Here is a 22,278-nt window from a genome sequence, read left to right on the forward strand (position 1 = left end):
TCTCCTTGAAGGCTGGGGGGCGGCCGGTCAGCGCAGCCGCAGCCCGTTTTCGTCGAACAGGTAGGATTTGCGGATGGAAACGGTGACCTCGGAGGTGGTGGGAACCTTCGCCGCGTCGCGCTGGATCACCACGTCTTCGCCATGGGCCGTTCGGGCGTAGAGAAAGCTCGTGCCGCCGAGATGCTCGACCACGTCGATGGCGACGATGAGATCGGTGTCGCCTTCTCCGGCATTGCCGAAATGTTCGGGCCGCACACCGACGATGACCTTGCTGCCCGGCTCGGGCGCAGGGCCGGTCAGCGGCTGGGTGAGACGGGTCTTCTCCTGGCCCGCCAATTCGACCACGACGCCACGCGCATCGTGCCCGACGATTTGCGCCTTGATGAAGTTCATTTTCGGCGAGCCGACAAAACCGGCCACGAACAGATTGTCGGGATCGTCATAGAGATCGAGCGGCCGGCCGATCTGCTCGATATGGCCGGCGCGCAGCACGACGATCCGGTCGGCGAGCGTCATCGCCTCGGTCTGGTCGTGCGTGACATAGATCATCGTGGCGCCGAGTTCCTTGTGCAGGCGCGATATCTCGACCCGCATCTGGACGCGCAGTTCGGCGTCGAGATTGGAGAGCGGCTCGTCGAACAGGAACACTTGCGGCTCGCGCACGATGGCGCGGCCGATGGCGACGCGCTGGCGCTGGCCGCCGGATAGTTTCTTCGGGCGCCGGTCCATCAATTCGCTGATGCGCAGGATCTCGGCCGCGCGCTTCACCCGCCGGTCGGTGTCGGCCTTGGGGTTGCCGGTCATGCGCAGGCCGAAGGAGAGGTTCTGCTCGACGCTCATATGCGGATAGAGCGCGTAGGACTGGAAGACCATGGCGATGCCGCGGTCGGCCGGCTCGACATCGTTGACCAGTTTGCCGCCGATGGCGATCTCGCCCCCGCTGATGTCCTCCAGCCCGGCGATCATCCTGAGCAAGGTGGACTTGCCGCAGCCGGAGGGGCCGACGAAAACGACGAACTCGCCGTCCTTGATGTCGATGTTGGCGCCATGGACGACCTCGAAGGCGCCGAAGCGCTTGACCACATTGCTCAGCGTAACGGTTGCCATGCTGCCTCTTACTTGACTGCGCCGGCGGCGATGCCGGCGATGAAATGGCGCTGCAGGAGTACGAAGACGATGAGCATCGGTACGGTCAGCATCACCGCGCCCGCCATGATGCCGCCCCACGACACTTTGGTGAGGCCGATCAGCGTGCCGAGCGCCACCGGCGCCGTCATCGAGCCGGGCTGACTGTTGATCAGAAGCGGCCAGAGGTAATTGTTCCAGGAAGCCAGGAACAGGATGATGGCGAGTGCCGCCAGCATCGGCCGCGCCAGCGGCAGCGCGACGAAGAGGAAAATGCGCCATTCCTTCACGCCTTCGACGCGGGCGGCGTCGAACAAATCGTCGGGCATCATCGAAAAACTCTGACGCATGAACAGCACGCCGAGCGAATTGAACAGCGGCGGCACGATCAGCGCCACCCAGGTGTTGGCGAGCTGGAAGTCGCGCGCCACCATGATGAATTGCGGGATCAGCACCACCGCATAGGGCAGCGTGATGGTGCCGAAGATGATGCCGACGACCCCGCTCTTGCCGACGAACTGGTAGCGGGCCAGCGCCCAGCCGGCCATCGACGTCAACAGCACCGACAGGAAGGTGTAGGTCACCGCCACCGAGACGGAGATGCCGATGGCGCCAACGAAGTTGGTGTCGCGCTGCAGATTGTTGAAATTGTCGACGAAATTACCGTGCGGCAGGAGCTCGATGCCGGGACTGAAGATGCCGTTGTCGGGCATCGTCGAGAACACCACCATCATCCACAGCGGGAACAGCCAGATCAGCGCCAGCGGGGTGAGGAAAAGATGCAGCGCAATGCTGCGTCTCAGCCTGGCCGAAGAGAGCGAGCTCATTGCTTTTCCCTCGTCAGCCACAGTTGCGCCAGCGTGATCGCGATCGCCAGCGCCGCCATGGTGTAGGCGACGGCCGAGGCGTAGCCGAAATTGAGCGACCGGAACCCCTGGCGGTAGAGCAGCAGGCCAAGCGTCTCGGTGCCGCCGCCCGGTCCGCCGCGCTCGGTGATCAGGAAGGGCTCGGTGAACAGCTGCATGGTGCCGATGATCGACAGCACCAGACAGAACACGATGACCGGCTTCAAGAGTGGCAAGGTAATGTAGAAGAACTGCTTGAGCTTGCTGACGCGGTCGAGCGTCGCCGCCTCGTAGACGTCCTCGGGGATGGATTGCATGCCGGCCAGAAGGATGATGGCGTTGTAGCCGGCCCAGCGCCAGGTGACCGCGATCATGATCAGCGCCATGGCCGGCGTGACATTGGAGAACCAGTCGATCTTGGGCAGCCCGATGCTGTTCAGGAGCTTGTTGACGATGCCGAAATCGAGGCTGAACATCAGCCGGAACACCGCCGAATAGGCGACCTCGCCAACGACGACGGGAGCGAAGAAGGCAAAGCGGTAGAGCCCCCTCGCCTTCAGGAGCGGCGAATTCAAAAGCACGGCCATCACCATGGCCAGCGCGATCATCACCGGCACCTGGATGACGAGGATGAGCAGTGTGTTCTTCAGCGCATTGAAAAAGGCCGGATCGCCGATCAGCCGGCCCCAGTTGAAGCCGGGCGCGAAGCGCCAGGGCACGGTGCGTGTCGCCTGGAAGGAGATGATGAACGAAGAGATGATCGGCCACACCCAGAAGACGGAGAAGATCAGGAGATAGGGCGCCAGGAAACGATAGGCCGTGGCGTTGCGGTTGCGCATCTTCCTCCTCCTTCTTCTGCTTATAGGCTTCTGTCTGTCGACGTCGTCGTCGTGCTGATGCCCAGCAAACGCGACGCCGCGATTGTTGTCGGCAGGCCTAAAATGCCGATCTCGGCGCCGCCCCTCATCCGCCTGGTCCTCCTCCGCAGTAGCTGCGGAGGAGGACCGGCACGGTAGCCCTTCGCTGTCGCTCCGGGCGTTCGTCATTCGAAGAGCCAAGCATTTGGCTCTTCGTCCGCTACGCGGACCTCTCCTCACCCCCGTGAAGGGGGAGAAGGGAGCTGGCATTCACTTGACCGGCAACCCGGTCGCCGCCGCGATCTGTTTTGCGGCGTCGTCGAGTGCTGCCTTGGCGTCGGGATAGCCGCCGCCCAGATATTTGGTCTGCACCGCGCGAACGATGATTTCGGCATCGCTCTGGAACTGCGTGCCACGGCTGGGGACGACCTTGGGCAAGGTGCCCAGAATGTCCTTCCATACCGCCTGGCCACCCCAGTAAGGCAGGCCTTGGCTGACGTAAGGATCATTCAGCGCCGAGACCAGCGAGGGAACGAGGCCGAACTCCTTCAGCATGGTGATCTGGCCTTCATTGGTGCCGAGCGTGTATTTCAGGTACTCGTAGGCCGCTTCCTTGTTCTTCGAGGCCGAGGTGATGGCCAGCGACGAGCCGCCGAGATTGGCGGCGCGCGGACCGTCTGATGTGAGGCTCGGCATCAGATAGACGCCCCATTTGCCGTTTTCGCCGGCCGATTCGGTGCGGATGGTGCCTTCATACCAGCCGCCATAGATCTGGGTGGCGACGGCGCCCGCCGTGTTGTTTGTGATCTTGGTGCCCCAGTCGGCGGACGAGACGATGCCGGCGTCCTTCATCTCCTTGACCTTGGTCATGGCGTCGACGCATTTGGGCTGGTTGACCGTGATCGACTGGCCGTCCTCGGCGAAATAGGCGCAGCCCTGCTCGTTGGAGATCATGCGGAAGAATTCGCTGTCGCCGTTGAAATCGGCGTTGGTCATCGAGACGCCCGGATTGGCGGCCTGGATCTTCTTGCCGGCGGCGATGAAATCGTCCCAGGTCTTGATCGATGCCGGGTCGACGCCGGCTTTCTCGTAGTAGTCGCGGCGATAGAAGGCGGCGACCGGGCCTGAATCCCAGGGCATGGCATAGGCCTTGTCGCCGACCTCGAGCTCGGTGCGTTTGAAATCGGGGAATTTCTTCTGGTCTTCCGCCGTGTAGCCCAGCGTGTGCAGGTCGACGAAGCAGTCGGGGAACTGGCTCCAGTAATTCTCGGCCTCGCCATTCTCGATGGTGACGATGTCGGGCAGGCCAACGCCGCCGGCGGCACAGCCGGCGATCGACTTGTCGTAGGTCGGCTGGTTGCCGAGATCCTGGACCGTGACCTTGATGTCGGGATGCAGCTTGTTGAAGCCGGCAACCGTCGCCTTCAGCGAGGAAGCGGCGACGTTCCAGCTCCAGATGGTAATTTCGCCGGACTGCGCAAAGGCCGGGGCTGAGCCCAGGGCAAGCGCGAGCGCGGCGCAGGTCAGTGTGATGCGCATTGAAATCCTCCCATTTCATTTGCTCTCTCTGCGAGCCGGGCTAGACTATGCAGCGCGGAAGGCTTGTCGCCGACAAAGGGAATACGGAATTGGCGGAAAGTAAGATGCCGGAACGGCCGTTTTACCAGCCTGGCGCCAGCAGCGTGGAAGGCCTGCCGCTGCTCCTGCAGATGTTTCACACCGCTCCGCTGGTGATGCTGAAGCCGCATTGGCATGCCCAGGTGGAGGTAAATTTCATCGTCCGCGGCAGCGTGCACTACCGCATGAACGACCACGAAATTTCGCTTTCGGCCGGCGAGATGTGCTTCTTCTGGGGCGGCCTGCCGCATCAGATGGACGATCTCTCTGACGACGCCATCTATGCCGGCGCGCATCTGCCGCTGGTGCATTTCTTCCGCCTGCATCTGCCAGCGGATGTGCGCCACCGGCTGATGACGGGTGCGACCCTGGTGACCGGCGCCACCGATCAATCCGACAACGACAATTTCGCCCGCTGGAACCGCTATGCCCGCTCGGGCGACCCGGCCAAGGCCGAGCACGCCGTCAACGAGCTTCTGCTGCGGCTGGAGCGGGTGCGGTTCGAGCCTTACCGGCTGGTGCCCGAAACGGCGGCCGGGCAGGAAGCCGGCAGTGCCTTCGACCAGCAATCGTCGCGCAATGTCGGGCGCATGTGCGACTTCATCGCCGAGAACTTCCTCTACGACATCGATTGCATGAACATCGCGGCCGCCGCCGATATTCATCCCAAATACGCCATGAGCCTGTTCAAGAAATCGACCGGCATGACGCTCAACGAGTATGTCAACCTGTTGCGGCTGAGCTACGCGCAGGCGCTGTTGATGCATCAGGACGCAAATGTGCTGCGCGTCGCCATGGACTCCGGTTTCGGCTCACTCAGCGCCTTCAACAAATCGTTCCGCAAACTGGCCGGCATGACGCCGTCCGATTTTCGCAAGGGCGTGGCCGGAGGCGCCAGGTAGTGCGACAGCCAGTTGCTGCTTGCCTGTCGGCAATGCGGCATCTCGATCGTCGGCTAAGAACGGACTACGCCAATAGCGGCGCCTATTGGTGGCGCAGATAAAGACGCTGGAGACCAAAGGACCAGCTTGCGCGCGCCATTCCGGCAATGAAGCACTGATAAAGTCAGCCTTTCCACAACCTGTCTTTTCCTGCCGGAAATCGCCACCTAGGCGCTGGACAGGCTAAATTCCCGTGCTATAACCCACGCGCTTTCAAGGGGCGCCCCACGGCGCCTTGATGAAATCCGGTTCACGCGTTTTCGTTTGCCGGAACAGGCCCAGATAGCTCAGTTGGTAGAGCAGCGGACTGAAAATCCGCGTGTCGGTGGTTCGAATCCGCCTCTGGGCACCATTGCCTTACTGTCCAGAGAAACTCATACCTCCAAGCACACAGCCCTTGTCTACCTGCCCTTCAGAGGGCCACGACGTCGGCGATACCGCCGCCTTTACACCGTATAACTTATGCAGGCGTAATATTGTTTTCCGTAGCTTGCGACAAGATCGGCTTTCTCAAGTCCGTTTATGATTTTTCTGGCCTCGCGCCACTGTTCTTTGGCACCAGAAAAGAAATCGCTCAACTTTTTCCCTGTGAAAGAGCCTCTAATCATGCCTTGGAACATGATGTCGGCCGCAGTCGCCATATTCATCGCGAGACTAGGATTCGTGGCTAAGTTGGGATCTGTAAGGGCCGCCATTTTGACGTAGTTGGCCTTATGCGTCAGTTGAACAAGACCCCGTCCGAGCCACGAGATACCTTGAGCGTCCGGCCGCCAATAGGGACTTGACACCCAAGGCAGCTTTCCAGCAGCAAATGCCTTATCGAGAATCTTGATGGCTTGAGCATCAGTGCTCGCAAACGTTTCCCTTACGGGTTGCATTGTTCGGCCGGTTTCGTGATGTGCGGTAGCGAACATATAGGCCAGCCAACGGTCATCTGCTGTAGGCATCTCCTGTCCCCATTTGTCGAGAATCACAGTGATACCACTCACCTGCGAGCTCGACATTTTTCCATCAAAGAGTCCGAGTCGTGCGTGGTCAAAAAAGAATTTTCTATTGATCGTCATGTCCTTGCCCCCCTCCATGGCCTGTCGCTACAGTTTCGATCTTCTGCCCTCGACGTTCTTATGGGATGCCGATTCCTGCTCTCGGCCCTGAAACAAGGGCATCGTCAGGCGACATCCAAGCGGGTCTCAGGCCACTGGATAAAGGGCAACTGCGTGCCGCGCCGAACCAGCAGCGAATAATCAATGCCAAGGATCTTGCGGACACTGGCCAGCGCCGCCTCATTCACATGAATGTAGGCGACGATGTACCACTCGCCGTTCTGTTCCCTAGCCATGCCCATCGGCTCCGCTCGCCACTTCAGCGCGCCGTGATGCGGCATGAAATAGGTTTCCTGGACGCCACCCACCGCGGCAAGGCCTTCGTCGAGCGCGTATTCCATCACCGCGCAACACAACTGCGTCAGTGTCCCCCGCAGCCCGGTCGAACGTTTGTCGGGAACGACGAATGTGCGTGTCCATTCGGCCCAGTCGGGACGTCTGGGCACGCCCGATTTTTCGCACATGTGAGAAAAAACCTCCGAGACCATGTGCGGCTCGCTCGTTGGGATTAGTCGAGCCGAGGTCACCACGCGACCGTCTTCGATACCGAGCAGATACGTCGCCGTATCCGTATCGAACTGGTCCAGCTCGCGACCGTCTGGACTTGGAGGGCGCCAGCGTTTTTGATGCACGAAAAAGTCGTGCCGACGGCGCAGAAACTCGTCGAATTCGTTTTCGTAGAGATGCTTGTTCAGCGCATTGACGACATGGACTTTTATCATTGCGCGATCCCCCGATCGATCTCGGAGGAATAGTTGCAGCCGTTCTAAAGTACGTCACCTGTCCGATCGGACAGTTGACGTGGCTAAAGCGCGTCGCGTTGAGACGGATTCATGCGACGCGCTTTAGGTCTTTGTTTTTATGCATGTCGTTCTCCCAAAACCGAGGTCACTTTTGGGCGACATGCATTAAGGATGGATCAGGCGCCTGCGCACGGCTTCAACGACCGCCTGCGTGGTCGTCGCGACGCCAAAGGCCTCGCGTGCCCTTGTCGAGTGCCATTTGACCGTGCGCTCGGTCAGGCCAAGGATCTGGGACGTTTCAGACGAGGTTTTGCCCGCCGCGGCCCATAGAAGCACTTCCTTCTCCCTATCGGTCAGCGGGCCTTCGTCGCCGTCATCGTTGTTCGACAGGGCCTGGATCGACATGCCGGCATAGACCGCCATGGTGACCAGTTGCACCTGCTGGCGTGGCGACAGGCTGCAGCTCTTTTGCGAAGAGGCGAAGGACAGGACGGACTGCCAATGGTGGACGCTGAGCATCGGCACCGCAAAACCACTCAAGATACCAAATTCCGTCGCTTCGCCCGCAACGCGTCTAGAACCTTCCGTATCAGACCATTTCGCTGGAACATCGGCCCAGAAAAAAGGCTTCAGCGTCTTGGCAGAGTAAATGCAAACGCCGTCGACAGCGGCATGCTCGGCCGCGACATAGCGCTCGAACCAGCCCGCCGGCCAGCCGTTCAGTTCAACCATCGGCGCGAGCTTCTGGCCGCCGAGGGGGACGCCGCTCAGGATAAGGTGCTCGAAGCCAAGATTCCTGACAGTCTCAAGCAGGTCGCCCAGAAGCGGCCCGGTTGCCGTGTGCTTTCTGCAGCGTTCGACAAAGTCGAATACGTCTGAATCGATCATGCCAGAGACCCCCAGCCTCCACGCCGCGATGCAAGTATAAGGCAATTCAGCAATTCTTAATATCCTAATAGAGCGATCGCTGTTTTGCCAACGGGCAAGGAGGGATCGATTGGCGTTTCTTGACGAATTGCGGTGGTTGCAGCCGATCTGCCGGACCAAGATTCCCGAACGCATGCAGGCAGCGGCAAACGAGACGCTGCCGTTCATTTTCCGGACGTTTCCCGCGATGATCGGGAAGTCCGCGCAACCCGGCCGAAATCACTTTGCTCGGATAGGCCTGCATCCGGATTCGATTTGCTTGGCACCCCCTCAACCCTAGGGCAAACTTCCCTTGGGGCTGCAGGAGGTGAGATGAGAGCACGTGCAGCGACGCTCGGGGATCTCGAGGATGTCTTCCATGGCCTGTCCAAGCGGATGTTGGACGAATACGCGGCGGCCGGCAAGGACAGCAAGATCGCCTACGACAATCTGATGATGAATTTGAAGGAAGGCCGGGCGCACGCGCTTGTCGAAGGCGAGAAGGCCGTGGCGATCATCGCCTGGCATGAGAACAGCGATGCCGCCGATACGCTGTTTGCCGCGCAGGAGGATTTCTTCCGAGGCTCGACCGTGCGCTTCTGCAAGCGGCATATCCGCCACATCCAGGCGCTCGCCGGCAATCTTCCCATCCACTCGCGCAGCTGGCTGCAGGGGCCTGACGTCGCCAGATGGTTCGGCGTTATCGGCTATGTCGAGCGCGGCCAGGAGAATGGCGCCAATTTGTTCGAACTGCCGCCGGCTCGCGCTGCCTAGAACCGCGGGTGACCTTTTGGTCCGGCCCGGCATTTGGCTTTGAAGCTGTCGCGGAGGCGTCGAGCACGACGCCCCATCTGCGGTCTTGCGAGTCTAGAGTGTTTCACCGTTTCACGGAAACGGCAAACCGCTCACACTTTTCCTGGAATTGCTCTAGCGCCCGAAGATGGCCTTCATCAGCGGCAGTCTGAAGCGGCCGATCGAGGGGCGCGGCGCGGCTTCTTTGGTAATCGCGCGGCGCTTCTCCTGCGCAATAAGTTCCAGTTCCCGGAACAATCCGGCGTCATAGAACCGAAAGGCCTCGACTTTCCGGAACGCCTTGACACCGGCATTGGCGGTCCATTCCTCGCCGCCTTGCTTGGTGACGGCGACGTGGGTTTCGTTCTTCACAATGCGCGCCAGGCGTTCTTCATCGGGTTTCTCTCCTGGCGCAAAGAACGGGATGACCCTCTTCATGGTCCCTTGCGGATCGGACACAAAATCTTCGTAGCCCACCAACAGACGCTCGAATTTAATCCGGCTGTCCACCCACTTTGCCATAAAGGCAGCCCATCCATCGGTTCGGATGAGTGCGAATTCTTTAAAGCTTTCCTTCGTGTCCGCACCGCCATCGAGGAGATACAGTTCAAAGTCCGATACGGTTCCGGGCATGAACGAGCGATGCTGGACCAGATAAGGAACATCCGGCAGGATCCGCCCCGATAGATCGAAATCGTGGTTCTTCGAGAATTTGACCCCCGGCCTGACGCACGGAAATGTGCGGCAACAGTCAGGATTATCAGTGGGGTAAAACAGGCAGTAATTGAAATCGTTGCCGAAATAGCTCAGGGCGAGCCGATGCATCAGGTGATGTCCACTGCGTGGCCAGCTTATGCCAGCGACGTATCTGATTTTCACTTTGGATGGTCCCCGAGTCTGCCCTCTTTTGATATCGATCTGCCTAGCTGGCGAACCGGGAGAAGTCTACCGACTTTGACGGGTACCGACTGACATTTAGGACCATTGTCCGGTGAAATTCGCCAAGGTCGGACCAACACCCCCAATATTCGAAGAAATTGTCCGGCGATCTCCAAACTGCCGGTCCGCCCGGTCGAGAGCGTCAGCCGGTATGGCGGAGCATACGAGGCTCGCTGCCGTTGATTTCCAGGCGCTTCCTGCGCTATCGGCATGCGCGCTTGCGGCAGATAGAGGTCAACAATGCACTACGAATATTCCGATCATGTCTTCGTCGACCTCGTGCCCGAACAGTTTGGTCCGTTGGAAACCACCGTGGCGCGATATAGCGGGCTTGTCGCCACCGCCTTTCGCTATCGATCTGGCGTTGCCGGTCTTCGCATCAGCAACGCGAAGGGCGAAATCGTCATGCTGCCGTTCCAGGGGCAGCAGATTTGGGACGCAACGTTCCTCAACCGCTCGCTGACCATGCGCTCGATGTTCGACGAGCCGGTTGCGACCCGGGACTATCTCTCCAACTACGGCGCGTTCTTCCTTCACTGTGGCGCCACTGCGATGGGGAATCCGGGTCCGGACGACCGCCATCCGTTGCATGGCGACCTGCCCAATGCGCCCTATGGGGATGTCCAGCTGATCATCGGGGACAATGCCGAAGGGCCGTTCATGGCCCTGACCGGGCGCTGCCGCCAGACTGTCGCCTTCAGCCACGACTATGTGACGCAACCGACCGTGCGGCTGCAGCGCGACGCCACCGGCGTTGCCGTCGACATCGCCATCACCAACCTGAAGCGCTCACCTATGAATTTGATGTATCTGGCGCACATCAATTTCAGACCGGCGGATGACGGTCGTCTGGTCGACAGCGTGGTCGACGATCGTGCCGACATCGTCGTGCGCCAGGTGCTTCCTCCCTTTTTCGCGCCGAGCGAGAGCTACCTTGCCTACCGCGATGCCATCGTCGCCGATCCCTCGCGGCATCGCCTGCTGACCAAGGGCGAGCCGATCGACCCCGAACTCGTGTTGACAATGACGGCAAGGGCGGATGCCGAGGGCTGGGCGCACGCATTGCAGATCCACCCTGACCAGACAGCGGATTTCGTCAGCTTTCGCCCTGATGAACTCAATTATGCCGTGCGCTGGATCACGCGCGGCCGCGACCAGGACGCACTCGGCCTTGTGCTGCCGGCAACCGCCGAACCCGACGGCTATCGCGCGGCGGAGGAAAGAGGCCGCCTCATTCGCGTCGCTCCGGAAGGGATGTTCCGCTGCACCCTTCGCTTTGGCGCGATGGACGCGGACATGGCCGCAAAACAGGAAGGCATGATTTCAAGGATCAAGGCCGCGGGCGCCTAGCGGCCTTTCACCACGAAGGCCGCCTGCACCGCGCGGTTGACCGTCACCGGCAGGATCGACATGTGGTTCTCGCCGGCATGCAGTTCGAAACTCGCGCGGACGCCTCGCAAGGCGTCGAAGCGCTCGGCCATCGCCCGCGCAAATTCGTCGAGGCTGGTCACCTCTTCGGCTCCAAGCGCTTTAACTCGGTGGCCTTGCGAATTGCACACTCGGCCGCCTTATGGACTGCCCCAGCAAGCGGCTTGCGCAGGGCGACGATTGGCGGGATGTTACTGGACGGGCAACCGGGGCCAAACCGGCAGGCCGAGATCGATATGGCTGCTGGAAAATGTCGCGAGCTTGCTTCGCCTTTCTTACCTTTGTTGTCTTGCTGACGCCGGTAGAGGCAAGCGAGCGCATGTCTCATCTGCTTGACCGCTCCAACCTGCCGATCGCCTATTTTCGCGAACCAGATCTTGTGACCGCATACGCGACTGCAATGGCGCGCTTCCGTCTGCAGCTCACAGGGCGTCCCGGCGAAACCAATCTTGCGGTCTCTCTCGAGCCATCGCTTTTGCGGGCGGAATTCCGTGCGCGGACATGGCGCTCGGCGGACGGCAGCTTGTTGCAAGGCTTCGTCGGCAAGGGCGGCTTCCGATTGACTATCGGTAACTGCCTAGCGCGTATCTGCGCTGCCAGCGAATGCAGCGATGCCGGTTGGCCGGTTTACGCCTGCAGCGACGGACGCAAGCGCAAGATGTCCGTCACGGATTTTGTGACGGCAAGCTTCGATGGCGTCTCCTATCGTCGATTGAGCGCCCCCCCTCCACAGGAATGACGGCGCGCGGTGCCGACCGTCTTATCGAGGCAGGCGTTCAAGGGCGGTATTCCTTTCCCTCACCGCGAAGGCAGCCTGCACCGCACGGTTGACCGTCACCGGCAGGATCGACATGTGGTTTTCGCCGGCATGCAGCTCGAAGCTCGCGCGGATCCCAGGCAGAGCGTCGAGGCGCTCGGCCATGTGCCGCGCGAATTCGTCGGTGCATGTCAGCTTCTTCTGCTGCAGTCGCTTTTCCTCGTCCTCCGCACCGACCTGAAATGGCGCCAGCTTCTCGGTCTCATACTCGCCTGCCGACAGGATCACATCCGCATTCAGGTCATCGGAGACAGAAGCCTCGAACGCTTCGAGGAAGCGGTCGATGGCGCGATCCTCCCAGTAGATGGCGGGGCTGGCGGCGATGAAGGTCCGGAACGAGAGCGGGCGCGTGAGCAAAGCGTAGAGCGCGAACAGGCCACCGAAGGAATGCCCGTAAAGCGCCTGGCGCGTCTCGTCGATCCTGGTCCGGCTGGCGACCCACGGCTTCAGCTCATCCTCGATGAAGGCGAGAAAATCCCCTGCCCCGCCGGTCCTGACTTCAGGCGTGCCCTCGTAGAAGGGCGGATAGGTCTTGCCCGGCGGCGGGCCGAGGTCCCAGGAGCGGCGCAGCGGGTCATAAGCGCCCGCGACGGGATAGCCGATGGCGACAATGACGCCCCAGCCGACATTGGTGCCCAAGGGATAGAAGGCCTGAGCGCGCATGGCATCGACCGCCGTGCCGATGACGGCGTTGCCGTCGGTCATGTAGAGCACCGGCCAGCCGGCCACCGGCGCCGGCCCAGACGGCAAATGGATGAAGACCCGCCAGGGGTCGCCGCCATGTGCCGGGACGAAGTCGTGAACAGTGGTGTCGGCGATCGAGGCTGGCGTCGACTTGGACATGAATATCTCACAGGGACAAAAATTCAGCGGCGGCGCAAGAGCCACATCAGCACCGGGCCGCCGATCAGCGTGGCGACGAGGCCGGCGGGGATCTGGCGCGGAAAGATGGCGGTGCGGCCGACCCAGTCGGCGCAGACCATGATCAGCGCGCCGGCGAGCACCGCGCCGACGGCTTGCGGCAGCGCGCGCGACAGGCCGAGGCGGCGGGCAAGGTGCGGCGCCATCAGGCCGATGAAGGTCAGCGGCCCCACCACAAGCGTCGAGGCGGCAGTAAGTGCTGCGACCATCAACAGCACCAGAAGCCGCGTTGCCCTGAGGTTGATGCCAAGACTTTGCACTGCGGCCGATCCAAGCGGCAGCATGTCCAGCCAGCGCATCAAGAGCGGGGCTGCCAGGAACAGGCAAAAGGCGATCGTCGAGGTCAAAAGCGCCGAGTTCGCGTCGACGCCATAGGTCGAGCCGGTGAGCCAGTTGAGCAAAAGCATGGCGCGCGGATCACCGGTGGCGGTGAGCACCAGGATCAGCGCGTCGAACAGGGCGGTCAGGGCGATGCCGGCAAGCAGCAGCCGCTCCGGCGCGTAGGCGGCACGGCGGCCGATCGCCAGCGTCACCAGCAAAGCGGCGAAGGCGCCGATGGTGGCGGCGGCAGTCTGCGTCGGACGACCGGCATCAGCCAGCGAAAACAGCGCCACCATCATGCCGAGCGCAGCACCCGCACTGATGCCGAGCACTTCGGGGCTGGCCATCGGATTGCCGGTCAGCCGCTGCATCATCAGCCCGGCCAACGCCAGCATGGCGCCGGCGGCCAGCGCAGCGGACACACGGGGCAACCGCCAGGACAACAAGGGCTGCAGCTGGTCGCCGGACGCGAATGTCCAGCCATGTGGCCCCGGCGCGTAAAGCAAGGCCAGCCCGAGCAGCACAAGCAGGACGCCTCCGATCACCGCCAGTACGAGGGCGGAGCGACGGGCGCGCGGCAGACGCTCCGAGCCGAGCGCCGGCGTTTCCAGCCCGAGCGCCAGGCGCGGCAGCAGCCAGAGCAGCAGCGGCGCACCGAGAAGCGCCGTCATCGCGCCGGTCGGCAGCAGGTCGCCTTGCGGGCCGGTCGCTATCTGCACGCCCTGGTCGGCGGCCCAAAGCAAGGCGCCGCCGATGAGCGGGGCCATTACCAGCTGCTGGCCAAGCCGACGGGCGCCACCAATGCGGGCAAGGGTCGCGGCAGCAAGGCCGACGAAACCGATGACGCCAACGGCGGCGACGACAAAGGCAATCAGCGCGACCGCCGCCGCCAGTCCGGCGAAACGATAGGCGCCGAGCGGGATGCCCAGGCTGCGCGCGCCTTCATCGTCGAGGCCAAGCAAGGTCAGCGGCCGCACCATCAGGCCGATCAGCAGCGCGGCGGCACCCAGGCGCGGCAGGAGCCACAGCGTCGTCGACCAGTCCTGCTGGCCGAGCGAACCGGCGCCCCAGATGAACAGGCTGGCCAACCATTCATGCCGCAGCACCACCAGGGCGGCACCAATGGCGCCGGCATAGAGGCTGACGACCAGCCCGGCGAGCAGGACCGAAAGCGGCGACAGGCCCTTGTGCCAGGACAGCGCGAAGACCGCGGCAAGGGCCGTGAAGGCGCCGGCAAGCGCCACCCATTCGCGGCCGTAGGCAAGCAGCGACGGCGCAAGCAGCGTCGCCAGCGCCAGTGCCAGATGGGCGCCGGCCGAGACGCCGACCGTTTCGGGCGAGGCGAGCGGGTTGCGCAGGACCTGTTGCAGCACCGTCCCGGCCAATCCGAGGGCAGCGCCGCAGAGAAGGCTGACGGCAAGCCTGGGCAGGAAGGCGTAGTGGACGAGCACCTGCCGCATGTCGTCGATATCGGGGCTTGCGAGCGCGTCGAGCCAGAGCGCCGGCGGCAATTGCACGACGAGGTTCGAGAGGGTCGCTGCGGCTGCAACTCCAAGAAGCACGACGCAAAGCAGAATCGCGCCCAGGGGATATCTGTCTGATAGGCGAGCCTTCGACCCACGACCGGGGATGAGGCTGGTGTCGCCTGACAGGATTGCTTGCTGCTCAGCCACCGGCGTGCTCCGCCGTCAGCGCTGCGGCCAGCAGCCGGGCAAAGCGGCTCGCCGAAGGCAGCGCGCCGAACATCAGCGTTGGAGCAAGGCGCATGATCGAGCGGTTGCGCACGAAAGGCATGGCTTTCCAGACCGGACTTTCGGTCAGCGTGCCCACAGCCCCCTCGGGCAAGGGTTCGAGATAGGCGAGGCGCGCGTCGCTTGACGTCGCCAGGCCGTCGATGCCGACGGTTGCAAACCCCCAGTAATTGGTCTCGCCGGTCCAGGCGTTGCGGATGCCGATGCGGTCGAACACCGCCTGGAACAGGCTTTTCTCGCCATAGACGCGCACATTGCGCGGATCGAGAAAGCTGACGGCGTAGATCGGCCGCGCCGAAAGCGGTCCCAGCCTCTGCCCGACATCGGAGAAACAGGCCTCCGTCGCTGCGATCAGCGCTCCGCCTTCGCTTTCCTTGCCGACAAGGGTTGCCAGTTGTCGGGTCGCCTCAATGGCGCGCCGATAGGGCTGGCCGTCCGGCGTGTAGATGCCGATCGTCGTCACCGGCGCGACGCGTTCGAGCAGCGGCTTGATGCCGTCGAGATAGGGAGTGGAAAGGATGACGTCGGGGCGAAGCTGCTGCAGGAATTCGAGATTGGGCTCCAGGATCGTCCCGACATCGGCAACTTCAGGCGGCAATGGCGGCTCGACCACCCACTTCTCCCAGACTTCATGGTCGGCGACGGCGATTGGTGTAACGCCGAGCATCAGCAAGGTCTCCGCCAGCCCGTCATCCAGGCAAACGATGCGCAATGGCTTCGCCGCGGCCGCCCGTGGCATGAAAGCGGCCAAGGGCAACGCGAACAGCGCCAAAGCGCCGCGCCGGGTAATGCAGCCGCGCGCGGGTTTGGCTGTCCCTCCGGGCCGGGCTTTCTGGTCTGTTTCCAACGTGGCGTGCCTGTCTGCGGACGACGGCCTCGAGCGGCCCATGTCGGTTGACTATAAAAACATGACTTTCATAGTCAACATTGAAGATGCAGCCGGGCATCAACAATCTGGCTGTCGCATGCCTGGATGCTGCGACTCCCCGCCGCAGCCGCGTGGCGCATGCCGACGCCGAATTGATCGGCGGCATCATCTTTTCCCCGCGAACGGGGCCTATATGGAAAGGAGATCACGGCGTGCCATCCGAGCGCGGGCGGGTGTTGCATTCGAGCCAGGTGCCCCGAAAAAGCGGTGACAAGCGCCGCCGGAACGTGTTGAAGATGACGGCCAACACGGAGAGGGGCGTGCGATCGGGTTGCACTCGGCAAGTGTTGATGGTTTGTTGCCGGTCAGCGGAGAATGAGTGATGCGAGAATCGATCGGTCAAGACGAATACGGGTCGACGAACCCCTTCGATCCGGACGACCTGCCCAATCTGAATGCGATCGGGCCAGCCATGGGCGGCGGCAACGATTTCGAGAAGTACGCGGTCGCTGTGATCATCGTGTTCGGCGCCCTGATCATCGGCGGGCTGATGGCCGCGTCGATGACCTTTGGCCATCGCAACGGGTTCCTCTTCGCGCTCGGCGGCGCCACGTCGGCCTGGATCTCCGGAAACGCGCTTCTGCTCGACCGGCCGCGCATCTACGCGCTGTTCGTCGGCATCGCCGCCCTGATGCTGATCGCATCGACCATCACGCTGGTTACCTGACGGCCCGGCCCGGCGTGAGCCGGCGCGGACCAAGAACTCACCCGGGTAAATCAGTATCCAAGCGCTTCGCCTGAGGCCGCGCGGCTGTCGATGGCGCCATTGTAGCGCGCGCCGCCGCCCTTTTCGATTTCCGCCAGACTCTTGCCGCCGACCAAGATGCCGGCCGCCTGCCCCCAGGTCTGCCCGCCTAGATCGAGATGGTAGCCCATCCCGGCCAGCAATTTCTCGGTATCCGGCGACAGGCCGAACGGCTCCACATAAACCGTGTCGGGCAGCCACTGATGATGGATGCGCGGCGCGTCGATCGCTTCCTGGATGTTCATGCCGTGGTCGATGACGTTGACGATCGCTTCCAGCGTGATGGTGATGATGCGCGAGCCGCCCGGGCTGCCGATGACCATGAACGGCTTGCCGTCCCTGGCGACGATGGTCGGGCTCATCGATGACAGCGGCGTCTTCTTCGGCTGGATGGCGTTGGCCTCGCCCTGGACCAGACCATAGAGGTTGGGCACGCCCGGTTTCTGGGTGAAATCGTCCATCTCGTTGTTGAGCAGGATGCCGGTGCCGTCGGCGACGACGCCGGCGCCGAAGGAGCCGTTCAGCGTATAGGTGACCGCGACCGCGTTGCCGTCCTTGTCGATGATCGAATAGTGCGTGGTCTCCTTCGACTCGCCAAAACCCTTCGGCATCAGATCCTGAGACACGCCGGCCCGGAACGGATCGATCTTGTCGCGGATGTCCTTGGCATAGGCCTTGTCCAGCAGCTTCGAGACCGGATTGTCGACGAAGTCGGGATCGCCGAGGGTGGAATTACGGTCGACATAGGCATGGCGCATCGCCTCGACCATGACATGCACCGCCTCGGCCGAACCGGCGCCGAGATAGGACAGGGGATAACCCTCCAGCACGTTGAGGATTTCGCAGATGATGATACCGCCGGAGCTTGGCGGCGGCGAGGAGGTGATCTCGTAGCCGCGATAGGTGCAGGTCACGGGCTTGAGTTCACGGACCGCATATTGCTCGAAATCGGCCTTGGCGAGGATGCCGCCCTTGGCGCCGCTCGCCTTGACGATCTCATCCGCGATGGCGCCCTTGTAGAAGGCATCGGGGCCTTTCTCGGAAATCGCCGTGAGCGACGCGGCCAGATCAGGCTGGGTGAGCCGCTCGCCGATCCCATAGGGCTTGCCATCCGCCTTCAGGAAGGCGGCAGCCGCCGCCGGGTCCTTCGCCAACCGGTCCGCACTGCCGGCAAAGGAAGCGGCATCGCCCTGATTGAGGATGAAACCGTCCTTGGCATAGGCGATCGCCGGCGCCATCAGGTCCTGTCTTGAAAGCGTGCCATATTTCTCGCGCGCCATTTCCAAACCGGCGACCGAGCCCGGCACGCCGACGGCGAGATAGCCGTCCAGGCTGGCGCCCTTGACCGGATTGCCATCCTTGTCGAGATACATGGTCTTGGTCGCCGCCAGCGGCGCGCGCTCGCGAAAGTCGAGAAAAGTCGATTTCCCACCGGCGAAGCGGATGGTCATGAAGCCGCCGCCGCCGATATTGCCGGCATTGGGGTAGACGACGGCCAGCGCATAGCCGACGGCGACCGCCGCATCGACGGCATTGCCGCCCTTCTTCAGCACCTCGACGCCGACTTCCGAGGCCAGATGCTGGGCCGTCACCACCATGCCATGCTCGCCCTTGGCCGGCGCGGGCGACGCGGCGAAGACGTTGGCCAGTGGCGCGAGGGCAAAGCTGAAGGAAAGACTGGCGGCGATCAGTGTCCGACGGGTGACATGCATGGCGGGTTCTCCGGGCGGGGGACGCCTAGAAGAGCCCGTCGCAGCGGCCGAGTCCACCATCAACGGTGGGCCAGGCGCATCAATTCAGATGTCAGGCGTGTCAGACAATTCCGCCCGAGCCACCGGCGACTGCCGGGCGTTCGGCGGCGACCTTGGCGCGGTAGCCCGCTGCCCGGTAGGCGGCGACGGGATCGATGGCGCCGCCGGTGTTCAGCCGCGCCATCGCCAGGATCGGCTCGACATCGGTGCGGTAGGCTGCCTTCAGCGTCTGCGTCGCCATCAGCGCGTCATTGGCGTCCTGAAAGCCTTCGAGCGCCTTGCGATCGACCAGCAATGCCTGCGCATAGGCGCGCTGCACCTCGACCGCCGACAGCATCAGGCTTTCGATCGGGTCGGTGACGTTGTGGCTCTGGTCGAGCATGTGAGCGGGATCGAAACCCTCGGCGCCGGACAGTTCGGCATCGACCAGTTCGTTGAAGACCAGGAACAGCCGGTAGGGGTCGATCGAGCCGGCGTCGAGATCGTCGTCGCCATATTTCGAATCGTTGAAGTGGAAGCCGCCGAGTTTCTTGAACTGGATCAGCCGCGACACGATCATCTCGATGTTGACGTTGGGCGCGTGGTGGCCGAGGTCGACGAGACAGAAAGCTTTGTCGCCCAATTCCTTTGATATGAGGTAGTTGGTGCCCCAGTCCTGCACGACCGTGGAATAGAAGGCCGGCTCGTACATTTTGTGCTCGGTGAACAGCTTCCAGTCAGCGGGCAGCCCTGCATAAACCTCCTTCATGGCGTCGAGATAGCGTTCGAACGCCCTGGCGAAATTGACCTGGCCCGGAAAATTCGAGCCGTCGCCGATCCACACCGTCAGCGCCTTGGAGCCAAGCGTCTTGCCGATCTCGATGCATTCGAGATTGTGCTCGACGGCCTGCCGGCGCGTGCCGGCATCGGCATGCGACAGCGAGCCGAATTTGTAGGACAGCTTCTGGTCCCTGGCATCCGAGAAGGTATTGGAATTCATGGCGTCGAAGCCAAGGCCGAAACGCGAGGCCGCCTGCTTCAGCCGGTTCGGATCGGCCTTGTCCCATGGAATGTGCAAGGAAACGGTCGGCGTCGCCTGCGTCAACTGGCTGATGACGGCGCAATCCTCGATCTTGTCGAAAATGTCGCGCGGCTCGCCGGCGCCGGGAAAGCGGGCAAAGCGCGTGCCGCCGGTGCCGACGCCCCAGGACGGGATGGCGACCGCGAATTTTTCGACCTTGTCGCGGACAGCGTCGATGGCGATGCCGCGACGGTCAAGGCGTTCGCCGAGCGAGGCGTAGTCGCGCTCGAGGTCGGGCTGGCGGGCGGCGTTGTGGCTGGCGACGAGGTCGGCTGAGACGATGGTTTCGGACAAGTGCTGGTTCCTCCCAAATGCGTTCAGTCAGCGCTGCCCCTCATCCGGCCCTTCGGGCCACCTTCTCCCCGTATAGTGACGGGGAGAAGGGAAGCGCTCCGCCGTTAGCTCAGCGCGTAAAGCTCTGCGCGTTGCCGGCGTCGACGTTGATGATGTTGCCGGTCGATTTGGCCGACATGTCGGAGGCGAAGAAATAGATCGCCTCGGCGATGTCTTCCGGGAAGACCGAGCGCTTCAGCATCGAGCGCGAGCGGTAATGTTCTTCGAGGTCGTCCGTGGACATCTTGTAGGCGGCGGCGCGCTGTTCCTTCCACTCGCCGGTCCAGATTTTCGAACCGCGCAGCACCGCGTCCGGATTGACGACATTGACCCTGATCTGCGCTTCCGCGCCCTCCAGCGCGAGACAACGAGCGAGATGGATCTCGGCGGCCTTGGCGGTGCAATAGGCGGCGGCATTGGGCGATGCGGCAAGGCCGTTCTTGGAGGCGACGAAGACGACATTGCCGCCGATCTTCTGCACCCTGAACAACCGGAACGCTTCCCGCGACACCAGGAAATAGCCCGTGGACAGGATATCCATGTTCCTGTTCCACAGCGCCAACGTCGTTTCCTCGATCGGCGCCGAGGAGGCGAGACCTGCATTCGACACCAGGATGTCGATGCCGCCGAACTCGACCGCCGTCTCGGCAAAGCCGGAGATGACCTGGTCCTCGGAGGTGACGTTGATCACCACCGGGCGGACGAAATCCTTGCCATAGGCCTTGGCCAGTTCCTCATTGGCGCTGGCAAGTGCAGCCTCATCGATATCGGCCAGCACCACGCAGGCGCCTTCGCGCAGCAAGCGATTGGCGGTCGCGCGGCCGATGCCGCCGGCGCCGCCGGTGACCAGCGCGATCTGGCCGGCAAGCGACTTCGGTTTCGGCATGCGCTGCAGCTTCAGATCCTCAAGCAGCCAGTATTCGATGTCGAAAGCTTCCTGCGCCGGCAGGCCGACATAGGACGAGACAGTCGAGGCGCCGCGCATGACGTTGATGGCGTTGACGTAGAATTCGCCCGAGATGCGCGCCGTCGCCTTGTCGCCGGCGAAGGTGAACATGCCGACGCCGGGCATCAGATAGACCACGGCATTGGGGTCGCGGATGGCGGGCGAGTCCAGATGCTTGCAGCTGTCGTAATAGGCCTGGTAGCCGACGCGGTATGCGGCGATGTCGTCGGCGAGGCGCGCGATGACCGCATCGACATCGGGCTTGGCCGGATCGAACTCGATCACCAGCGGCCGGATCTTGGTGCGCAGGAAGTGGTCGGGGCATGATGTGCCCAGTGCCGCCAGCGGGCGCAGATCCCTGGAGTTGACGAATTCGAGCACGGCGGCGGAATCGTCGAAATGGCCGAGCTTGTGGCTCTTTTCGGAGATCAGCCCGCGAATCCTGGGCATCAGTTTCGCGGCGATGGCGCGACGCTCAGTGGCGTCGAGCGACTTGACCACTTCGCCGCCGAAAATGGCGAGGCCCTCGGAGCGGCGCTCGAACCACTCGATCGCCTGGTTGATCACCGAGATCGTCGTCTCGTAGCACTCCTTGGGCGTGTCGCCCCAGGTGAACAGGCCGTGGCTTTCGAGGATGACACCCTTGGCGGCGGGGTGTTCAACACAGAATTTCTCCAGCCACAGGCCAAGTTCGAAGCCCGGCCGCTTCCACGGCAGCCAGCCGATGGCATCGCCGAAGATCTCTGTCGTCAGCGCCTTGGAGTCCTTGGCCGCGGCGATGGCGATGATGGCGTCGGGATGCATGTGGTCGACGAAAGGCTTCGGCACATAGGCATGCAGCGGCGTGTCGATCGAGGCCGCGCGCGGATTGAGATTGAAGGTGCAGTGGGGCAGATATCCCACCATCTCGTCCTCATGCTCGACGCCGCGATAGAGGCTTTTGAGCGCGCGCAATTTGTCCATGTAGAGCGTGGCGAAGCCGTCGAGCTTGATCGAGGCGCTGTCGCCACCCGAGCCCTTAACCCAGAGCACCTCGACGGTGTCGCCGCTGAGCGGATCCTTCTGCTGGATCTTCGAGGACGTGTTGCCGCCACCATAATTGGTGACGCGCTTGTCGGAGCCGAGCGTGTTGGAGCGATAGACCAGAAGCTCGGGGCCGCTCATCCCCTGGGTTTTCGCATCATCCCACAGATTGGCAAGGCGCGAGCCGGAGCGCTTGTCGAGCATAGGTATCCTCCCTGGGACGCAAAGAGCCGCAGTCCATTTTGCCGGGAATGTCTACGCAACCAGCCCGCTTGTCAATCACAAACGATCAAGATCAATCATATTGCACTGCACAATGAAATTATATGATCGGAAATGATTGACATTGCTCGTTTTGAGTGCCTAGATGGCCAGGCAGGGAGGAA

At 62.5% G+C, this 22,278-nt stretch carries 20 protein-coding genes and 1 tRNA gene; 6 read left to right on the forward strand and 15 right to left on the reverse strand.

Going from position 1 to position 22,278, the window contains the following annotated elements:
- Positions 1 to 27 precede the first annotated feature (27 nt).
- From CKW40_RS02070 to CKW40_RS02085, 4 genes are all read right to left on the reverse strand, one after another.
- Positions 28 to 1,107 (reverse strand): ABC transporter ATP-binding protein, encoded by a 1,080-nt coding sequence (locus CKW40_RS02070; RefSeq protein ID WP_095198266.1) that lies wholly within the window; start codon positions 1,105 to 1,107, stop codon positions 28 to 30.
- Positions 1,108 to 1,115: 8 nt separating this feature from the next.
- Positions 1,116 to 1,952 carry a carbohydrate ABC transporter permease gene (locus CKW40_RS02075; protein WP_095198267.1) on the reverse strand — a complete coding sequence of 279 codons (837 nt, stop codon included), beginning with the start codon at positions 1,950 to 1,952 and terminating at the stop codon, positions 1,116 to 1,118.
- Complete coding sequence (locus CKW40_RS02080) at positions 1,949 to 2,809, reverse strand: carbohydrate ABC transporter permease (protein ID WP_095198268.1); 861 nt, start codon at positions 2,807 to 2,809, stop codon at positions 1,949 to 1,951. Before CKW40_RS02080 ends, CKW40_RS02075 begins: the two co-directional genes overlap by 4 nt.
- 288 nt (positions 2,810 to 3,097) lie before the next feature.
- Positions 3,098 to 4,366, reverse strand: coding sequence for an ABC transporter substrate-binding protein (locus tag CKW40_RS02085; RefSeq protein WP_095198269.1), 1,269 nt, complete (start codon positions 4,364 to 4,366; stop codon positions 3,098 to 3,100).
- Positions 4,367 to 4,470: 104 nt separating this feature from the next.
- Between CKW40_RS02085 and CKW40_RS02090 the strand changes: the two genes are divergently transcribed.
- Together CKW40_RS02090 and CKW40_RS02095 are read left to right on the forward strand one after the other, a co-directional pair.
- Entirely contained in the window at positions 4,471 to 5,346 is an 876-nt protein-coding gene (locus tag CKW40_RS02090) for a helix-turn-helix domain-containing protein (protein WP_095198499.1), read from the forward strand.
- Between the two features lie 315 nt (positions 5,347 to 5,661).
- Positions 5,662 to 5,737 (forward strand) — tRNA-Phe (locus tag CKW40_RS02095).
- A 94-nt stretch (positions 5,738 to 5,831) separates the two neighbouring features.
- Here CKW40_RS02095 and CKW40_RS02100 read toward each other — a convergent pair.
- The 3 genes from CKW40_RS02100 to CKW40_RS02115 form a co-directional block, all read right to left on the reverse strand.
- Complete coding sequence (locus tag CKW40_RS02100; RefSeq protein WP_095198500.1) at positions 5,832 to 6,449, reverse strand: lysozyme family protein; 618 nt, start codon at positions 6,447 to 6,449, stop codon at positions 5,832 to 5,834.
- Positions 6,450 to 6,553: 104 nt separating this feature from the next.
- On the reverse strand, positions 6,554 to 7,210 hold the full coding sequence (locus CKW40_RS02105) for an acyl-homoserine-lactone synthase (RefSeq protein WP_095198270.1): 657 nt from the start codon (positions 7,208 to 7,210) through the stop codon (positions 6,554 to 6,556).
- 186 nt (positions 7,211 to 7,396) lie between these two features.
- Entirely contained in the window at positions 7,397 to 8,119 is a 723-nt protein-coding gene (locus CKW40_RS02115; RefSeq protein ID WP_095198271.1) for a LuxR family transcriptional regulator, read from the reverse strand.
- 351 nt (positions 8,120 to 8,470) lie between these two features.
- Between CKW40_RS02115 and CKW40_RS02120 the strand changes: the two genes are divergently transcribed.
- A complete protein-coding gene (locus tag CKW40_RS02120) occupies positions 8,471 to 8,911 on the forward strand; it encodes a hypothetical protein (RefSeq protein ID WP_095198272.1) in 441 nt (146 codons plus the stop codon).
- Between the two features lie 153 nt (positions 8,912 to 9,064).
- On the opposite strand, the gene CKW40_RS02125 is transcribed toward CKW40_RS02120, so the two are convergent.
- Positions 9,065 to 9,754 (reverse strand): sulfotransferase family protein, encoded by a 690-nt coding sequence (locus CKW40_RS02125; RefSeq protein WP_095198273.1) that lies wholly within the window; start codon positions 9,752 to 9,754, stop codon positions 9,065 to 9,067.
- Positions 9,755 to 10,108: 354 nt separating this feature from the next.
- Here CKW40_RS02125 and CKW40_RS02130 point away from each other — a divergent pair, with 354 nt between their 5' ends.
- A complete protein-coding gene (locus tag CKW40_RS02130; protein ID WP_095198274.1) occupies positions 10,109 to 11,218 on the forward strand; it encodes a DUF4432 family protein in 1,110 nt (369 codons plus the stop codon).
- Here the strand turns inward: CKW40_RS02130 and CKW40_RS02135 are convergent.
- The gene (locus CKW40_RS02135) at positions 11,215 to 11,379 is read right to left on the reverse strand and encodes a hypothetical protein (protein ID WP_439330946.1); all 165 of its coding nucleotides are present in this window, start codon (positions 11,377 to 11,379) and stop codon (positions 11,215 to 11,217) included. The genes CKW40_RS02130 and CKW40_RS02135 overlap by 4 nt on opposite strands.
- A 236-nt stretch (positions 11,380 to 11,615) precedes the next feature.
- Between CKW40_RS02135 and CKW40_RS02140 the strand changes: the two genes are divergently transcribed.
- Positions 11,616 to 12,035 carry a hypothetical protein gene (locus CKW40_RS02140; RefSeq protein ID WP_179297796.1) on the forward strand — a complete coding sequence of 140 codons (420 nt, stop codon included), beginning with the start codon at positions 11,616 to 11,618 and terminating at the stop codon, positions 12,033 to 12,035.
- Positions 12,036 to 12,056: 21 nt separating this feature from the next.
- On the opposite strand, the gene CKW40_RS02145 is transcribed toward CKW40_RS02140, so the two are convergent.
- The 3 genes from CKW40_RS02145 to CKW40_RS02155 are packed head-to-tail and all read right to left on the reverse strand — an operon-like array spanning position 12,057 to position 15,845.
- Entirely contained in the window at positions 12,057 to 12,956 is a 900-nt protein-coding gene (locus CKW40_RS02145; RefSeq protein ID WP_095198276.1) for an alpha/beta hydrolase, read from the reverse strand.
- 23 nt (positions 12,957 to 12,979) lie between these two features.
- Complete coding sequence (fhuB, locus tag CKW40_RS02150) at positions 12,980 to 15,028, reverse strand: Fe(3+)-hydroxamate ABC transporter permease FhuB (protein ID WP_095198277.1); 2,049 nt, start codon at positions 15,026 to 15,028, stop codon at positions 12,980 to 12,982.
- Positions 15,021 to 15,845 carry an ABC transporter substrate-binding protein gene (locus tag CKW40_RS02155; protein ID WP_244571058.1) on the reverse strand — a complete coding sequence of 275 codons (825 nt, stop codon included), beginning with the start codon at positions 15,843 to 15,845 and terminating at the stop codon, positions 15,021 to 15,023. The genes fhuB and CKW40_RS02155 overlap by 8 nt, the downstream gene beginning before the upstream one ends.
- A 511-nt stretch (positions 15,846 to 16,356) precedes the next feature.
- Here CKW40_RS02155 and CKW40_RS02160 point away from each other — a divergent pair.
- Positions 16,357 to 16,701, forward strand: a complete 345-nt coding sequence (locus tag CKW40_RS02160; protein ID WP_095198278.1) for a hypothetical protein — start codon at positions 16,357 to 16,359, stop codon at positions 16,699 to 16,701.
- A 50-nt stretch (positions 16,702 to 16,751) separates the two neighbouring features.
- Here CKW40_RS02160 and ggt read toward each other — a convergent pair whose 3' ends face one another.
- From ggt to CKW40_RS02175, 3 genes are all read right to left on the reverse strand, one after another.
- Entirely contained in the window at positions 16,752 to 18,491 is a 1,740-nt protein-coding gene (ggt, locus tag CKW40_RS02165) for a gamma-glutamyltransferase (RefSeq protein ID WP_095198279.1), read from the reverse strand.
- 100 nt (positions 18,492 to 18,591) lie between these two features.
- Positions 18,592 to 19,884 carry an L-rhamnose catabolism isomerase gene (rhaI, locus tag CKW40_RS02170; protein ID WP_095198280.1) on the reverse strand — a complete coding sequence of 431 codons (1,293 nt, stop codon included), beginning with the start codon at positions 19,882 to 19,884 and terminating at the stop codon, positions 18,592 to 18,594.
- A gap of 109 nt (positions 19,885 to 19,993) precedes the next feature.
- The gene (locus CKW40_RS02175) at positions 19,994 to 22,096 is read right to left on the reverse strand and encodes a bifunctional rhamnulose-1-phosphate aldolase/short-chain dehydrogenase (RefSeq protein WP_095198281.1); all 2,103 of its coding nucleotides are present in this window, start codon (positions 22,094 to 22,096) and stop codon (positions 19,994 to 19,996) included.
- Positions 22,097 to 22,278: the final 182 nt, after the last annotated feature.

Origin of the sequence: Mesorhizobium carmichaelinearum (assembly GCF_900199455.1) — a bacterium.
Classification (GTDB): domain Bacteria; phylum Pseudomonadota; class Alphaproteobacteria; order Rhizobiales; family Rhizobiaceae; genus Mesorhizobium; species Mesorhizobium carmichaelinearum.

Excerpts from the sequence above, each read along its gene's own strand:
- ggt (WP_095198279.1), bottom strand. The coding sequence starts at position 18,491 with ATGCATGTCACCCGTCGGACACTGATCGCCGCCAGTCTTTCCTTCAGC.
- CKW40_RS02130 (WP_095198274.1), top strand. The coding sequence starts at position 10,109 with ATGCACTACGAATATTCCGATCATGTCTTCGTCGACCTCGTGCCCGAA.
- CKW40_RS02160 (WP_095198278.1), top strand. The coding sequence starts at position 16,357 with ATGCGAGAATCGATCGGTCAAGACGAATACGGGTCGACGAACCCCTTC.
- CKW40_RS02105 (WP_095198270.1), bottom strand. The coding sequence starts at position 7,210 with ATGATAAAAGTCCATGTCGTCAATGCGCTGAACAAGCATCTCTACGAA.
- CKW40_RS02080 (WP_095198268.1), bottom strand. The coding sequence starts at position 2,809 with ATGCGCAACCGCAACGCCACGGCCTATCGTTTCCTGGCGCCCTATCTC.
- CKW40_RS02115 (WP_095198271.1), bottom strand. The coding sequence starts at position 8,119 with ATGATCGATTCAGACGTATTCGACTTTGTCGAACGCTGCAGAAAGCAC.
- CKW40_RS02155 (WP_244571058.1), bottom strand. The coding sequence starts at position 15,845 with ATGCCACGGGCGGCCGCGGCGAAGCCATTGCGCATCGTTTGCCTGGAT.
- CKW40_RS02075 (WP_095198267.1), bottom strand. The coding sequence starts at position 1,952 with ATGAGCTCGCTCTCTTCGGCCAGGCTGAGACGCAGCATTGCGCTGCAT.
- CKW40_RS02090 (WP_095198499.1), top strand. The coding sequence starts at position 4,471 with ATGCCGGAACGGCCGTTTTACCAGCCTGGCGCCAGCAGCGTGGAAGGC.
- CKW40_RS02120 (WP_095198272.1), top strand. The coding sequence starts at position 8,471 with ATGAGAGCACGTGCAGCGACGCTCGGGGATCTCGAGGATGTCTTCCAT.
- CKW40_RS02070 (WP_095198266.1), bottom strand. The coding sequence starts at position 1,107 with ATGGCAACCGTTACGCTGAGCAATGTGGTCAAGCGCTTCGGCGCCTTC.
- CKW40_RS02145 (WP_095198276.1), bottom strand. The coding sequence starts at position 12,956 with ATGTCCAAGTCGACGCCAGCCTCGATCGCCGACACCACTGTTCACGAC.
- CKW40_RS02175 (WP_095198281.1), bottom strand. The coding sequence starts at position 22,096 with ATGCTCGACAAGCGCTCCGGCTCGCGCCTTGCCAATCTGTGGGATGAT.
- CKW40_RS02100 (WP_095198500.1), bottom strand. The coding sequence starts at position 6,449 with ATGACGATCAATAGAAAATTCTTTTTTGACCACGCACGACTCGGACTC.
- CKW40_RS02085 (WP_095198269.1), bottom strand. The coding sequence starts at position 4,366 with ATGCGCATCACACTGACCTGCGCCGCGCTCGCGCTTGCCCTGGGCTCA.
- CKW40_RS02125 (WP_095198273.1), bottom strand. The coding sequence starts at position 9,754 with ATGCATCGGCTCGCCCTGAGCTATTTCGGCAACGATTTCAATTACTGC.
- CKW40_RS02140 (WP_179297796.1), top strand. The coding sequence starts at position 11,616 with ATGTCTCATCTGCTTGACCGCTCCAACCTGCCGATCGCCTATTTTCGC.